Below are 15,759 nucleotides of genomic sequence, written 5' to 3' on the forward strand. Positions count from 1 at the left end.
CGGGAGGGCGGCAGGACCGTCTACGATACGATAGACAACCGCAGGAGGCGGTTGGGGCTGGCGGCGTAGGCCGCTGTCCAAGTAACTGTCCGCACCCCCAACCAAGCCAATTCGCGCGAAAAAAAGGAGCGCCGACACTGGCGCTAGGCGACCACCTCGGGCTGCGGGGTCTGCGCCGAGGCGCTCTGCTGCCCCTGGCCGCTCGTACCCTGCTGGTCGGCGCCGGTATTCTGCCCTTGCTGCGGGGCGGTGCCGTTCTGCTCGCCAGCCGTGGCGCCCTCGCCTTCGGTCGCATTGCCCTGGGCGTCACGCGCGCCGCCTCCGCGCGGACCGCCACCGCGACGACCGCCGTCGCCGCCACCCATGCGGCCCACCTCGTTGCTCGGCGTGGTGGAGGCGGTGAAGTCCACCGTCGTGCCACCCTCGACCGCAGCGCCAGTGGCATAGCCAGCGCTATCGGCGCCCGTCACCGTACCCCCGACGATCACTTTGCCCGTTGCACCCTCGGTCAGGCCGGGAGCGGACACGACGGCACACTGGAAGGCCTTGGGCACGGTATAGCTGACGAGCACGGTGCCCGCCTCGTCGGTCACGGCCAGATTCGTACCCGCGGCCCCCTCGGCCGCCACCATCGCGAAGGGCTGAGTGCCCTCGGTGAAGGTCTCGGCCATGCCAGTTGCGCCGGCGAGAATCACCGCGCCGCCCGTGATCTTGGCGCCGTACTCGTAGTCGAGCGCGCTATCGCCGCCGCCGGCCGAGCCACTCGCAAGAACCACGCCGCCGTTCACTTCCACGTACCCGTTGGAGTCGAGCCCGTCGCCGCCGGCGTCGACGGTTACCATGCCGCCGTTGATCTGGATGAGGCAATCCTCGCTCGCATTGGTCGCCACAGCCGCCTCGGCGGTCTCGTCGGAACGCTCGGCCACCGCGGCATTGATGCCGTCATCGGACGCAGTGATGTTCAGCTCGCCGTCGTTGACGATCACTTCCTGGGCCTCGATGCCCTCTTCGCAGCCCGCCACCGTGAACGTGCCGCCATCCATGGTGAACTTCGTCTCGGGATTCATGCCCTTGCCGCCGGCCTCCACGACGTAGGTGCCGCCGCTCATGGCCGCCTCCACATCGGAGCGCAGGGCGTGATCGGCCGCCTTGATCTGCGCATCGCCGCCGGCCAGGCGCAGGTACGTGGCCGCCTGGAAGCCCTCGTCGCCCGCCTCCACGGCGAACGTGCCTCCGTCGATGGACACAAAACCGCGCGTCGGATCCTCGTCGTTGTTCGACTTCACGCCGTCGCCTCCAGCCGTGATGGCGAAGGAGCCGTCGGCCACTTTCACGCAGTCCTTCCCGCGCAGCCCGTCCTCCTTGGCGGTCACGGTAAGCGTGCCGCCGGTGACAACCAGATCGTCCTTGGAGTTCACGCCGTGGCGGTAGTTGCCCTCGACGGTCAGCGCGCCCGTGCCATTGATGGTCAGGTCAGCCTTGGAATACAGCGCGGCGTTGGGCTCGTCCTCCCCTTCCGCCAACGTGTAGCTTGCACCGTCGGCCAACGTGTTCTGCGAACCTGCGGCCAAGGTCACGAACACCTTGTCGGCCTGCTGGATGTTCAGCGCCGGTCCCGCCTCGTTGCGAATGGAGGCGCCGCTAAGCACGATCTGCACCTTGTCCGCATCGCCCGCGTTCACCGTGAGCGACCCGGCCGTCAACTCGCCGCTCACCACGTAGGTGCCCGCCGCGGTAATAATCACCGTGGAGCCTTCCACCGCAGCCCCTTCGCCGGACACCGTCGCGCCCTGGCCCGTCAGCGCAATCTTCGTTGCCGCGGCCTCATCGTAGGAGGCGTCCCGGTCGCGGTCGGAGTACGCGAAATCCATACCGGGGATGTCGATGAGCGACGCCCAGTCCACCGCATCGGTCGCACCCGTGGCGCCGTTGTCGCCCTGGGCCTGGCCACTCTGTCCCTGCTCGGTCTTCTCGCCGGCACCTTCGGCGGCCTCTTCGAAGGTGCCCCCGGTGCACCCCGCCAGCGCCAGCGATCCCGCCAACGCCACGGCCAAGGCCCCGCGACCCCAAGCCCGTCGTCGCGCCACGCAAGCGCCCATTATCTCGTTCGTCTTCAACTTCAACATGTTTCTCCCTTTGATCGTTCGTCCTTATGATCTTGCGCTGCTATTGGGTCTATCTCCCTAGGTGCTTTCCAGCATCGGTGCTCGCCGACCTCTGATCGCCCCGCGAAGAACGCGGCCGTTAAGAAATAGCTTCCACGTCAGCAGCAGCGATGCTGGGATGGTACCGACTCATGTGCGTTCCTTCCGCTATTTCTTTTGCCGCGTTCGCAGCGGGATAAAGCGATCAGCGGGCGGCGAGCACCGATGCCGGAAAGCACCCCGCGGAGTGCCCCGAGGACCTAAAGCGTCTCGCGCCCCTGCGGCGTCATCCCCAGAGATATCTTCAGATTCCCGTTCAGACACCGCAGCTCATCGATCATCGCTTTCTCAAGCCCCCGCTCGCGCAGGCGGAGCTGGTAGGTCAGCTGGAAGAGGCTGCCCATGTTGGTAGTCGTCACCTCCACCAGCTCCGACTCGGCCGCATAACGCCCGAGCACCGCGTCGAACACGCCGTCATATTCCAAGTCTTCGGGAATGGTGATGCGCAGCGTCTTGCCCGGCTCGCGCGGGCGGCCGAAGGGCGTCAGCACGAACAGCAGGTTCACCACAGCCACCACCACGGTGAACACGACGGCAAGCCCCAGAAAACCCATGCCCGTGGCCAAGCCGATGGCCATGGCCAGAAACACGCTGCCGATATCTTTCGCCGAGCCGGGAATCGAGCGGAACCGCACAAGGTTGAACACGCCCATGACCGCGATGCCCGCTCCCAAATTCCCATTCACCAGCGTGATGACCATCTGCACGATGAGCGGCAAGAGCGCCAGCGTCACCACGAAGTTCTTCGAGTAGCTGTGCCGGAACATGTACACACCGGCGCAGACCGCGCCCAGCACCACCGAGAACACGCAGCAGAGCAAGAAGTCCGCCGCCGAGACGGCCCCTACCAGCGATTCCGCTGTTCCGAACACTGACGAGAACGTTGATTCAAGCATGAGTTTCCTTTCTTGTTCATTCTCTGCCTACTCTTGCGAGCAACCTTCCAGACAATGCGCTCCCTCGTTTTGGGCAGGAATTCCGACTTGTTAGACTTCTTTGTTCTGAGCTTCGCCGAAAAGAGGGTCTGCGAGTGGGTTTTTCGCCTCAGATCGAATCACTTTTCCTCCGTTGAAGGACCTTGAAGCTTAGCCCATGTCTAACAACTCCGTTTTTTCGCCTATTTCCAGGACTCGCATTTCCCGAACGGTTCACGCACCACCACGCATAGCCCTTCGATGATTTCGAGCGCGCGGCACAGCCGTTGCCATCTGATAAGCGTTGCCATACTTGGTAAATGAAGCCGGGTAGATCCGCTCGGCCGACAGCACGTCCACCAGCCACGGCGGGTAGGGCACGGCGCTCTTTATCTCCATGACGGACTCGCTCGACTCGATGATGGGCCGCCATGGCGAACGGAAGCGATGACAGTCGAAATACGCCAAGCAGTCGTCGAAGGTGATGCGCAGATCGGCGTCGAACAGCTCATCGCACCCACGCGCCTCGCGTACCTCGGGCCGATAGGCCCAGGCCACACGATCGCAGGCGATGCCCATGGAGGGCGCCAGGGGCAGCCAACGGTTCATGGCCGCCTCTAGCTCGCGGGCGATCTGGCGCGTGGCCGGCGCGAGCGCCACGGCCGCAAGCCCCGCATCCGGCAGCGGCCAACGGGCACAGGCCTGCTCGTAGGGCAAGCCGCTCACGAAGGCCAGCGCCGCCGGCAGCGTCAGGGCGAGCCGCCGCTTGTACACGATGCCCTTGAACTTCTTCTCGATGCCAAAAAACACAGGGAAGCCCGCTGACAAACCGTTGCCCCGAAGCGCCTCTCCAGCGCACGGCCTGCACGCCTCGACACTTCCCACGGCATCCCCATCAGCATCGCCCATCGTCTGCAGCCCGGCGGCAGCAGGCGCCACTTGCAGCCCTGCGGCCGTCCTCGCCACTCGTAGCCCCGCAGCCACCCGCGTTTCCACTTCCCCATCGGAAAGCGGCAGGCCGCCTGGCTCACGCACAATCGGCCCGGCACCGAAAGCTCCCATGAGGGCCACCCCAGCCGCATCCCCGTAGGCGCGCAGACGCAGCTTCTCCTTATAGAGCGGCTTTTCCACCGAACGGGCGATCATGGCGCGCTCGGGCGTGTCCAGATACAAACTTGTGATGCGGGTGCGACCGTAATCATCAACAGCCATGAGGCGCTCCGCCGCCGCTTCCACAGCCGCACGCTCGGCCACATCGATGCGGTATTTCTTCTCCACGCGCTTGAACACGCTGTTGTAGGCGGTCACGGATACTCCTTCCTCGCTGGCCGCGGATCCTGATTCTCGCCGGTCCGCGAAACCTGGATCCCTCGCGAGCCGGCCCCAACAATAAGGGGACTTCCTGAAAACCGCCTGAAGCAGCCAATTCCTTTCAGGTTGCCTTCAGCTGGGCCGTTACAATGAACCTGGGCGCTCCATGGGGCCGCAACGGTCCCGGCGCGCACCGCGAAATACCGCAACGAGGCCCGAGATGTCGGCGCGCGACGGTTCTCGGCGGCAGCCCCTTACGGAAAGGATCACCATGCACGTTCTGGTCGTGGAAGACGACGCTCGCCTCGCCGAGGCGCTGGCCCGCATCCTTGAGGACAACGGCTATACTACCGACGTCGTGCACGACGGGGAGGCCGGCGTGCGCTACGGCGAGACCGGCACCTACGACGTCATCATCCTGGACGTCATGCTACCGAAGGCCGACGGCTTCACCGTGGCCCAGCGCCTGCGCCGAGCGCATGTGGGCACGCCCATTCTGCTGCTCACCGCCCGCGATGCCATAAGCGACAAAATCTGCGGCTACGACTCCGGCGCCGACGACTACATGACCAAGCCCTTCTCCCCCGCCGAGCTGCTGGCCCACTTGCGCGCCCTCACGCGGCGCCAGGGCGATGTCGTCTTCGAGACGCTCACCGTGGGCGATCTCACGCTGAATCTTGAATCCATGGATCTCACCTGCGGCGACGAATCCATCCGCCTGTCGCAGAAGGAGTTCGCCATCGCCCGCATCCTGCTCGGCTCGCCGGGAGCAGTGCTTTCGAAAGAACAGCTTATCAGCCGCGCCTGGGGGCCCTCATCCAGCGCCAGCGACAACAACGTAGAGGCATACATCTCGTTTCTGCGGAAGAAGATGGCCCACGTGGGGTCGAAGGCGAAGATCGAGACTATCCGCTCGGTGGGCTACCGGCTCGCCGAGGAGGGCTAAGCGCCCATGGGCCTCCCTCCGAAACCGCGCCTCGCCTCCTGGCTGAACCCGAAGGGCGTCAGGACTCCGAAGCGCGCAGCCGACGAAGCCGCCCCCATGCTGCGCCAGCTGAGAACGAAGTTCATAGCCCTGAACATGACGCTGGCCGCCCTCGTGCTGGCCGCCTCGTTCGCCACTATCTGCTACGCCGACTACCGCGCCGACATCGACGACGTGCGCAACCGGCTCATGGCCGCCACGAGCCGCTCCCTGCACGAACCGCAGCTCATCCCCGACGCCGAGCCTTTCCATCGGGGCGAGGCCCCCGGGAAGACGGCGAGAACGCCGCAGGCGCCGATGGCGCGGACGATGACGACAATCGCGCTGGAAACGAGGCGGCCGGTGGCACCGACGCGGACAACGACGCGGAAGGCACCACGAGCGGCAACGCAAACCCGGGCAAAAGCGTTGAAGGCGCGGAAGCACCCACAGAGGACGGCTCGGCCCCCGCTCCCACCCAGGATATCGGCGCCGGCACCAGCGATCCCGATTTCGCGCCGCCCCGCATCGGAGGCCCCGGCACCGCCGAGGAGGCCTCGCTGCCCGTGGCGGTCTACTACATTGCCGACCGCACGGTCATGCAACTGACCGACCGCTCGGGAGCCACCGTGCCCGAGGCGCTGCTCGTGCACGCCATTCCTGAAGTCGTCAGCGCTGAAGCGCCCTGGGGGTATCTGCCCGACGTCGGACTGTACTTCGCCAAGCATGAGGCAGGCCCCGACCTCATGGTGGCCTTCGCCGACGGAAGCGCCGCCGACGGCTGGCGCTCGCTGGCCCTCGTGCTCACCGCCGTGGGCCTAGGGGCGCTGGGGCTGCTGTTCCTTTTGAATCTCGTCTTCTCCCGCTGGGCGCTGCGCCCGGTTCAGCAGGCCTGGGCCCAGCAGCAGCAGTTCACAGCCGACGCGTCCCACGAACTGAAGACCCCGCTCACGGTCATCCTCGCCAACAACGCCATCCTGCGGCAGCGCGGCAGTGACACCATCGCCAGCCAGCGCCAGTGGATTGAGAGCACCCAGATGGAGGCGGAGCGCATGCAGAGCCTCGTGACCGATATGCTCGATCTGGCCCGACCGACCCCGCAAGGCGCCCAAACCTCGGAAGGCCCCGCGGCCGTCGTCGACCTCAGCCGCCTTGTGGAGGGCGAGGCCCTCACCTTCGAGGCCGTGGCCTTCGAACGGGATCTTACCTGGCAATGCACGGTCGCGCCGGGCATTGCCGTACGGGGCAACGCCGCGCGCCTCCAACGGGCCGTGGCCGTGCTTTTGGACAACGCCTGCAAGTACACCGACCCCGGGGGCACCGTGGCCGTGACGCTGCGGGCTGCGACGGGAGATGCCGTCCTTTCCGTGCGCAACAGCGGCGAGCCCATCGATGCGGCCGACCTGCCCCACCTGTTCGACCGCTTCTATCGCGCCGACAAAGCCCGCACCCACAACGCCGTCGACAGCGAAAACGACGGCGCCGGCGGCTACGGGCTGGGGCTGGCCATCGCCCGCGACATCGCCCAAGCCCACAAGGGCGCCATCGCCGTCACCAGCACCGCACAAGAAGGCACCACCTTCACTCTGCGCTTGCCCTTGGTATAAAACGCCCCCGGCGCCGTGAAGAGGATAGGGGCGCCGGGGGGCTGGGGCAGATCGAGGTCGCGTGGCTGCCGGGGCGGATGCCGGGGCAGTCGGGAGATGCGACCTCTCCTGCTTTGCGGAGAAGTCTGAAGTTCGCCGCACGACGATCCCGTCGCCGCCGTGCGGGCTTCGGCGAGACGCCGTGGAAGGACGGCTCGCTAACGGCTCGCCGACTCCCTGCGCGGAGGGCCCCGGCGATCGGTGCGGCTCCCCTACCGTTCGAAGATGTCTCCGTTGAAGTCGAGGCGGAAGGTGTCGAGGATCTGGTGTGGGTTGTCGGTAAGGCTCACGGGGCGCGGCGTCATGACGTAACGGTGGCGGCTGCCGTCGGTGAGCCAGCTTACAGGCACGGCATCGAGCAGCGTGATGGCGCCGGCCGGGCACACGTCCCCACAGCTGCCGCACTTCACGCAGTCGCCCGGGGTGTGGGCAACGCCTAGGGTGCCGTCGGCGTCGTCGAACTTCGCGATGGCGCCGGTAGGGCAGAATGTCGCGCACATGCGGCAAGAAACGCACTTCGTGCCGTCGATGACCACCGCACCCCACAGGCGGGTCTCCAGCTTGCCGCTCGCAGGCTCCCCTAGCTGCGCCAATGCGTCCAGCAATCGCTCGCGCCGATCGGGAATAAAGTGCGGCAGCGTGCCGTCCTTCATGACATGGAGGGAATGGGCGGGACGGCGCAGGGCATCCGCCTCTACAGATGAACCGGTGAGAAATTCTTCAGCTTCGCGAACAGGCGGACAAGCCGGCTCTTGGGCAAAGTGGGCGTCGCGGGCAGCTTCGACGGCTCCGGTATCGACGCCATCAGCAAGAACGCCCACCGGAGGCACGTCGGTCACGACGATTTCCAGCTCGTTGCCCCAAGCGCCGAGCACCTGACGCGCCGTTTCGGCCACGAGCTCCGCCGTGTCGCGACCGTGGCGCTGGGCGCAACGCTCGCAGTCGCCGCAGAGCACCGTCACACAGCCCACGCCCTCGGCGGCGAGCCCCGCCAGAAGCGACTCATCTACGCGCCCTGCGCAAATCACGGACGCCGCAACACCAGGCACCAGCAAATCGCCCAAGGCCGCCTCCATCTGGCTGCAGACAATGACCACCTCGTCACCGCGCGCGGCGCGCAGGCAGGCGACCTTCAACTCGGCGTCCGACGGATTCAAAGATTCCAAAGTGCACGTGGGGCACACCGTGGCGCAGGTGCCGCAGCCGACGCATTTCGAGGCATCGATCACCAACTCGCCATCATCCAAAGAAATGCACCCTGAAGTGCACGCCGCCGCGCACTTCAGGCAGTCCACATTGCGGTTGCGCACCTTCGCGCACCGCTCCCGATGCACCCGAATGGCCCCGCTGTCCACGACCGTAAACGCGGCCCCCACATAGCGATGGGCCCCCGCATCAATCGTCTCAACCATTATCACTCCTCTTCCAAGACGGTCGGGCCGCCCCCCAACGAGTCGCTAGTCCAACTTTGGTTCCAAGTCGTCCATGACCGGATCGGGAATTTCCACGACCGTCTTGCCCGCCTTCTTGCCGACAAACACCGGCATCGTGATGGCCTTCGTAGGACACACGTCCACGCAGTTGCGGCAGCGCGTGCAGTCGGCCATGGCGCGCAGACCGAATTCCGGATGACGGATGTTGATGTCGGCGTCGCACACCTCGGCGCACTTGCTGCAGGAGGTGGCACGGGCCGTCTCCAGGCACTTCTCATCATTAATGGTAGGCACGAACGTGCGCGAGAAGCGCCCGACTAGGTTCATGAGCGCCGAGAGCGGGCAGAAATTCGAGCACCACTTGCGCAGCACCACCAGCTCGATGACGAGCATGGCCGGAATGAGGATGAGCCCGATGGTCGCGTCGCCGTGGGCGAAGGCGCGCCAGATGACGAGCACCGTGGCAAACGTGAGGCCCACCGGACACACGAGGCAGAACACCGGGAACCCGAACACGGCCGTGGAAAGCAGCGCGCCGCCGAGCACTGCGTGGCGCGAGTCCACCTTGCCGTGATGAACCGGCTGGCACTTACCGCAGGCGCCGCAGGCGTGGCCGTCCTTCGCAGCTTTCAAACTCGTCAGCTCCTGCTGCGAGATGGCCTTGATCTCGGAGTTCTTCTTCTCCGTCAACTCGCGGCGTTTCTTGGGCGAGCGGAAGAAGTCGCGGATGCGATCGATGAGCATGGTCGGGCACAGCCACGAGCAGAACGCGCGACCGAACACGAGCACGAGGGCGGCGATAAGCACGAGCGACACCACCGCGCGGGGAATCATAGTCTTCGTGGCGATCATGGTGCCCAGCGCGCCCAAGGGGCACAGCATCGAGAACGTGTCCCAACCGAAGCCGGACATCGTGCCCATGCTCACGCCGGCGACAAGCCCGGCGGCCATGCCGACGAACACCACGGCTCCCACAGCCGTGCGCAGCCGACGCGTCTTCAGCTTCGCGGCCAGCGCGTTCGCAGAGCCCTTCCCCTTCACGCCCGCAGCCTGAGATGAAACGGACGCTTCCGTAGTTTCCTTCTTCTGAGCCATAACTTACCCCCTTTAGGCTTCAATAGGGCGCACGACGATGGCGCGCTCGGTGGACTTGATGGAACCGGACGACAGCGACAGGCAGGCGGCCTGGCAGGCGCCGCAGCCGTTGCACTTGTCTTCCACGACGTAGGGAATGGGGTTCGCGCCGCCCTCGTCCTTAAGCTCGATGGCGCTGTAGTTGCAGGCGTCGTAGCAATCGCGGCAGCCGGTCATGCGATAGGCCAAGCACGTGCGCGGATCGATCTCCGCCGTGCCGATGATGATGTCGCCCGTCTCGCCGGTCTCCGGGTTGCCCACCGTGTAGCTGGCGGGCAGCTCCAGGGCCGCCGTGGGGCACACGGCCGCGCACAAGGGGTTGCCGCCGTTCTCCTCGTAGCAGAAATCGCAGTAGTTTCCCGTGTTGAAGTCGAGCATGGGGCTGCGCATGCCCAGCAGCCCGTCCTCGATTTTCGCCGGCACGATGGCCTCACGGGGGCACGCCTCGTAGCAGCGCTCGCAGCGGATGCAGCCGCTTACCAGATGGGCCTCGTCGGTGCCTCCCGGCGGTCGGTTCAGCGGGTTGTGGCCCGCGTAGCGCAAAGCGCCCAGACCTAGCAGCGCCGCCGTCGATCCCACGCCGATGAACAGCCCGCGCCGCGTGATGCCGCCACGCGGCGCACGCTTGACTTCGGCTTCGTCCTTCTTTTCCTCTTGAGCCATAGCAGTCTCCTCTTCACTCTTTGCTTAAATGGCTTCCAAATAACGGTTGCCGCGTTCTCCAACCGCAAAATCGTTATTTGCAAGCCATTTCGAAACAGGCAGGGCGGTTTACTTGCGTCGCCTGCGGGGCTTAAGCCGTTACATCAAGCCGCCCTGTCCAACACTCGTCTTCAGAGAAGGGCCAACCGACCAGAGATGGCCCTTCTCACGTTCAACCTCTTACTGAAGCGCCCACTGGAACTGGATGAGGGCGTTCACGGCCACTTCGTAGAGCAGCACGCGCCACACGATGGTGCCGATCACGGCGCACACCAGGGCGATCACGGCCACGGCCAGAGCCTTCTCGGCGGGGATCTTGCCCACCATCACGAGAGCCGCAAGCACCGCCGGCACCGCGCAACCGATGACGACGTTGCCCAGCCAGAAGGCCACGGCATGCTCGCCGGCCAGAATGGCACCGGTGATCTGCTCGGACTGGCGCATGGCCACATCGGGCAGCGTCGGATCGAAGTAGTACTCCATCTCGGTATAGTTCGCGCCCATGCCGGAGATAGCGACCGCGTAGATGACGCTCACGATGGCGCACACCACGGCTCCGATGAAGGCCACGGTGGCGGACAGCTTCACGGCGTCCTCAGCTTTCGTGGCGCCAGCGATGATCATGGCAGCCAGGCCGCCGAGCATCACCGTGGCCACCACGTAGTACAGAGGCAGCAGCATGGTGTCCCACACGGGAATGGCACTCATCAGATAGGAGTCGCCCGTCGCGAAGGGCAGCGCCAGGGACACGACGATGGCCAGGATGGCGCACCACTTGGGGGCCACGCCCTCCTCGGAGCGGCGCATCATGAGGAAGTACAGCACCACGGCGATGGCGAACACGATCACGAAGATGAGCTCGATGGTGATGCCCGAGGTGATGTGCCCGAAGCCGTTCAGCATGCGCAGCGGGTGCTGCAGGTGGAAGAATACCGACAGGCCGCCGATGGCGAGGGCCACGATGGCACTCACACAGGACGCGAGCTGCATAGCCTTGCCCTTGCCGGCGAGCGTGAGAATACCCTGCATCAAGAAGATGCCGCCGGCCAGGCAATTAAAGAAGGTGAAGAGAATAAGGGGCCACTGAATTTCCATGGGTTGTTACTCCCTCCACTTCCGGCCCTCGCGCAACAAGTACATGAGCTTGGGGTTGTTGCCCTTGTTGGTGAGGTGATGAATGTCGTTCTCGGTAAAGGCTTCCACGTAGTCCTTGAGCTTGACGCGGGTCTTCGTCATGTCGTCGTACTGGCAGCCGGGGGTGTCCGGGTGCGCCGGGGCCTCGAAGTTCTCGACGCCCTGATCGAGGTCGCCGAAGAAGCGGGCGCGGGCGCCGCACTGGGCCACGCACTGGGGCAGCTCGCCCTGGCTCGTGCGCTGCTCGCACAAGGTGCACTTCTCGACGACGCGCTCGGTCTGGTTCAGGTAGCGCACGCCGTAGGGGCAGGCCATGGCGCAGAACTGGCAGCCGATGCACTTGTCCTTGTCGATCTGGATGGTGCCGTCCTCGGCGACATGAGACGCCTCGGTCGGGCACACCTTCACGCACTCGGGGTTCTCGCAGTGCTGGCACTGAACGGGGAGGAAGTACATCTCCACGTCCGGGAAGGTGCCGGAACCGCCCTCGATGGGATGCGGGCCGACGCGCAGGGTCTTGATCCAGAAGTTGCCCACGTCCACGCCGTTGATGGCCTTGCAGGCCACGGTGCAGGCGAGGCAGCCCGTGCAACGGTTGAGATCCGTGATGATTGCGTAGTTGGACATCGTGTTTCCTCCTTCCTATTCCTTGATGAGGCTGATCGCCTGCAGGCCCTTCGCATCGGCGCTCGCGTAGGTGAGCTCCACCTTGGAGTCGTCCAGACGCGGGTCGTTGGCCAGCCATTCCTTCAGACGCGGGTCGTTGGCGTTGGTGATCGCCTCGTTGCCCCACGGGTCGCACGGCACGGGGTTGCCGAACGGCGAGTTCTCCTCGGTGGCCTTGTAGACGACCATCGGGTTGCCGCGCAGCTGGGAGGCACCGCAGATCCAGCACTGGGCGTACTTGTCCATGGTGCAGTTGATGCCGACGAGCTCGAAGCCGTGGGCGGCGTGGTCCATCTCCGGATACCACCAGGCGTGGTTGGCGTTGGTGGTGCCTTCCTTGATGCCGTAGTACAGATCGGCCACCTCGCGGATGGCACCCCACGGGGTGCGCACCCATATCCAGTCGCCCTGCTCGATGCCGAGGCGCGCCGCGTCGTTCGGGTTCATCTCGAAGCGCGGGGACGGCCACAGCTCGCGGCACCAGGGCAGCTGACGGTGCTCGGAGTGGAAGTAGACGGGCTGGCGGGCGCCGGAGGTGCAGATGAAGGTGGCCTCCGGGTTCTCCTTCACGGCCTGCTTGTAGGCCTCGAGGTTGTCGGTGGTGCCGTTGTCGGTCGCCTGGCCCGTGCCCACGCCGGCGATGCCGTGGTAGGGCTTGTTCAGGTAGTTGTCGCTGTTGTAGGACGCGCCGTCCACCAGGTTGGCGTCGTACCACTCGGGCGCCTGCACCCGCGAGTTCTTCGGTTCGAACCAGTGTGGGAACTTGTCGATGTCCGGGATGTCGCCGGCATAGGCGTCGCGATCCGGCGAGCACACGTTCGCGAAGTACGGGGTCTTCTCCCCCACCTTGGCCGCGGTGCCCGGGGTCTCCAGCACGTAGGACTCGCTCACCGTGTCGCCGATGTAGGACTCGCAGATGGTCGACCAGATCTCCACCTTGCCGGTGGGGGTGCCGAAGGCGCACTTCTCGTCCACGGCGGCGTACAGGTTGTAGCCGGCCTGCTGGCGACGGTAGCCCATCTCCCAGCGGCGGTAGGTGCCCCAGCGCTCGGGATGCCACTTGCGGCAGTCGAACCAGCCCTCTTCCTGGAACTTCGCGGCGTACTGCGGGAAGTCGGGGCCGTCGGGGTACTCCTCGGTCTTCCACCAGTCGGTGGCGTCCTTCAGCACGCGGTACTCCTGCTCCTCGTAGCCCACCGAGCCGCCGGCCTGGATGAAGTCATGGTAGTCGAGGTTCAGCCACTCGTCGTATTCGGGGTCGCGGTCGTTGAATGGCACGCCCATGGACTTGTGCAGGCACACGACGAAGGTCGGGTCGAAGACCACGTCTCCAATGGGCTCGACGCAGCGCTGGCCCGCGCCGAAGATGCCGCCGGCGCCCTGGGACACGCGGCCGGTGTTGGTCTCCAGCCAGTGGGTGCAGGGGAAGACGTAGTCGGCGGTGCCGTTGTTCGGGCACGACCACAGGTTGATGTCGACCCAGAAGTCGAGCTGCGTCAGCGCGTCCCACGCCTCCAGCAAATTCGACTGGTTCATGAAGTCGCCGGACATGCAGATGCCGCCGTAGAGCTTGTAGGGGGAATCGATCTCGCGGATGGCGTCCCAGATGGAGGAGGCGTCGGTCCAGGAGTTCCAGAAGCGCAGAAGCGGGAAGCGCTCGGCGGAAATCTGGTCGGCGTTGTTCTCGAACGGGGTCTTCAGGCCCGGGAAGGAACGCGATCCCTTGTAGTCGCCGCCCTTGCGCATGGCGATGATGCGAGCTTCCTCATCGGTGGGGATATGGTTGCCGTAGCGCTCCATGAGCGGGGAGTTCTCGTCCTGCAGGTACTTCACGAAGTTCTGGATGAGCGGAATCTGGTCTTCCACGGAAAGGTCGCGCGGCGTGTTGCCGAGCTCCATGGTGCCGATGCCCTCGCGGATGCCCCAGTCGACCGGGTCGTGATCGGTGACCATCATGTTGGCGCGGCCGCAGCAGCCGTCCACCTGGGCCTTGGAAGAGCCGCGGTTGCCGGCCGGCTCGTCGGAGTTGCCGGTGAGGCAGGCGATGAGCTGCAGGGCGCGGGTGTTCTGCACGGCATGTCCCGTCTGGTCGGGGGCCAGCTGGTAGTGGATGCCGCCGTTGCCGTGAAGCGGGTTCAGGCGCGTGGTGTAGGTGCGCACGGCCTCTTCGATCTTGTCGGCGGGAACCTCGGTGATCTCGGAGACGCGCTCGAGCGTGTACTCCTCCAGGTTGTGCTCCCACTCCTGCCAGACCGACTTGGCCTCGATCATCTTGCCGCTCTTGAGCTTGACCTGCACACCGTCGGGCCACAGCTCCGGATCCTTCGGCAGGCCCTTCGGGTTGCTCTTGGCGCCCTTCTCGTTGCCCTCGCCCGTCCAGTAGGCGTCGTAGGCCGGATCGGCCGGATCGGCGAACTTGGAGGGATCGGGCAGCCAGGCGTCGGCGATGATCGGCTTGTAGGGGTGCTCGATCCAGGTGCCGGTCGTGGGGATCTTGTGCTTCTCGCCCTCCCACTGGCATTCCTCGGCGTCCCAGTAGGTCGGCTTCTCGTTGGCGGCGTCCCAGCAGATAAAGCGGCGATAGGAGTACTGCTCCGGCGCCGGCTCCCAGAACTGGGAAACCCACTCGCGGTCCAGATCGGCCTCGGTGAGCAGACGGCTCGTCATGTGGATGCCGCCGTTCATCTCCAAAAAGTAGCCCTTGTAGGTCTTGCCGTCGGCCTCGGGGTTGTAGAGGAACGGGCCGTTGGACCAGCGCTTCACGAAGTTCTTGTCGTAGGCGTCGTTGTCGACGATCCACTTCAGCCAGCCGAGCGACATGGCCAGGTCGGTGCCGACGCGGATGGGCAGCCAGATGTCTGCCTCCTTGCCAAGCGGGCTCATGCGCGGGTCAACGAGAATGTGCTTGTAGGCGCGCTGCGAGCAGTCCACGACGGTACGGTTGGTGGAGTCGTAATTGGAATACTCGGACGCGGTGCCCCACTGCACGTACACGATGGGGCCCTGCTCCACCTCCATCCACGGCGAGCCCTTCTCGTCGGTGAGCACGCCGCCGAAGTGGCGCGGCCCCTTGCAGATCTCGTAGGCGGAATGGAAGTTGTGGGTCCCGAAGACGGACTTCAGGGTGCCGTAGGGCGGCTGCGCCCACACGCGCGAGGTACCGCCCATGGAGAAGATCGACTTTCCGCCGTACTTGTCGATGAGCTCGTTGTACTTGGCGCCGATCTCGTCCATGGCCTCGGCGAAGTTCACGCGCACCCAGCCGGGATCGTCCTCGCCCTTGGGGTTGGTGCGCTTCATGGTGTAGCGCAGACGATCGGGGTGGTACAGCGCCAGCATGGATGCCTGCGACTTGGCGCAGCAGTGTCCACGGCTGTGTGCGTTGGACTCGTCACCTTCTACCTTGATGACCTTGTTGTCCTGCACGGTGACCCACACACCGCATTCGCATTTGCCGCACGCGCGGCAGCAGGAACGGATGCGCTTGACCTCACCAGCTGATTCGTCGACGCCCTCGGCCAAAGCCGCAGACGGTGCCGCGGCGAAGCTCAGCGTGCTCGCAGCGCCCGTGACGGCGGCCGCCTTCAGGAAGCTGCGACGAGTCAGTGAAAGTTTAGCCATGGGTCCTCCTCTCTCTTTCGTTCGATGCTT

At 65.3% G+C, this 15,759-nt stretch carries 11 protein-coding genes; 2 read left to right on the forward strand and 9 right to left on the reverse strand.

Annotation, left to right across the window (positions count from 1 at the left end; translation table 11 throughout):
• Positions 1-143: 143 nt before the first annotated feature.
• The 3 genes from ACW4QM_RS07220 to ACW4QM_RS07230 all read right to left on the reverse strand — a co-directional run bounded on the left by ACW4QM_RS07220 (position 144) and on the right by ACW4QM_RS07230 (position 4,426).
• On the reverse strand, positions 144-2,126 hold the full coding sequence (locus ACW4QM_RS07220; protein WP_455798326.1) for a carbohydrate-binding domain-containing protein: 1,983 nt from the start codon (positions 2,124-2,126) through the stop codon (positions 144-146).
• 278 nt (positions 2,127-2,404) lie between these two features.
• Positions 2,405-3,100, reverse strand: coding sequence for a DUF4956 domain-containing protein (locus ACW4QM_RS07225; protein WP_302383987.1), 696 nt, complete (start codon positions 3,098-3,100; stop codon positions 2,405-2,407).
• Positions 3,101-3,352: 252 nt separating this feature from the next.
• Positions 3,353-4,426 (reverse strand): VTC domain-containing protein, encoded by a 1,074-nt coding sequence (locus ACW4QM_RS07230; RefSeq protein ID WP_455798327.1) that lies wholly within the window; start codon positions 4,424-4,426, stop codon positions 3,353-3,355.
• A 274-nt stretch (positions 4,427-4,700) separates the two neighbouring features.
• Here ACW4QM_RS07230 and ACW4QM_RS07235 point away from each other — a divergent pair, with 274 nt between their 5' ends.
• Positions 4,701-5,375 carry a response regulator transcription factor gene (locus ACW4QM_RS07235; RefSeq protein WP_302222455.1) on the forward strand — a complete coding sequence of 225 codons (675 nt, stop codon included), beginning with the start codon at positions 4,701-4,703 and terminating at the stop codon, positions 5,373-5,375.
• 584 nt (positions 5,376-5,959) lie between these two features.
• On the forward strand, positions 5,960-7,000 hold the full coding sequence (locus tag ACW4QM_RS07240; RefSeq protein WP_455798328.1) for a sensor histidine kinase: 1,041 nt from the start codon (positions 5,960-5,962) through the stop codon (positions 6,998-7,000).
• A gap of 251 nt (positions 7,001-7,251) precedes the next feature.
• Here the strand turns inward: ACW4QM_RS07240 and ACW4QM_RS07245 are convergent, their stop codons facing one another.
• The 6 genes from ACW4QM_RS07245 to ACW4QM_RS07270 all read right to left on the reverse strand — a co-directional run bounded on the left by ACW4QM_RS07245 (position 7,252) and on the right by ACW4QM_RS07270 (position 15,729).
• Positions 7,252-8,451 (reverse strand): 4Fe-4S binding protein, encoded by a 1,200-nt coding sequence (locus ACW4QM_RS07245; RefSeq protein ID WP_455798329.1) that lies wholly within the window; start codon positions 8,449-8,451, stop codon positions 7,252-7,254.
• 45 nt (positions 8,452-8,496) lie between these two features.
• Positions 8,497-9,567 carry a 4Fe-4S binding protein gene (locus ACW4QM_RS07250; RefSeq protein ID WP_455798330.1) on the reverse strand — a complete coding sequence of 357 codons (1,071 nt, stop codon included), beginning with the start codon at positions 9,565-9,567 and terminating at the stop codon, positions 8,497-8,499.
• Positions 9,568-9,579: 12 nt separating this feature from the next.
• Positions 9,580-10,269, reverse strand: a complete 690-nt coding sequence (locus tag ACW4QM_RS07255; protein ID WP_227069483.1) for a 4Fe-4S dicluster domain-containing protein — start codon at positions 10,267-10,269, stop codon at positions 9,580-9,582.
• 219 nt (positions 10,270-10,488) lie between these two features.
• Entirely contained in the window at positions 10,489-11,403 is a 915-nt protein-coding gene (locus ACW4QM_RS07260; protein ID WP_417175562.1) for a dimethyl sulfoxide reductase anchor subunit family protein, read from the reverse strand.
• Between the two features lie 6 nt (positions 11,404-11,409).
• The gene (locus ACW4QM_RS07265) at positions 11,410-12,069 is read right to left on the reverse strand and encodes a 4Fe-4S dicluster domain-containing protein (protein WP_114549334.1); all 660 of its coding nucleotides are present in this window, start codon (positions 12,067-12,069) and stop codon (positions 11,410-11,412) included.
• A 15-nt stretch (positions 12,070-12,084) separates the two neighbouring features.
• Complete coding sequence (locus ACW4QM_RS07270) at positions 12,085-15,729, reverse strand: molybdopterin dinucleotide binding domain-containing protein (protein WP_455798331.1); 3,645 nt, start codon at positions 15,727-15,729, stop codon at positions 12,085-12,087.
• Positions 15,730-15,759 lie beyond the last annotated feature (30 nt).

The sequence above is a fragment of the Adlercreutzia sp. CNCM I-6207 genome (assembly GCF_977072305.1).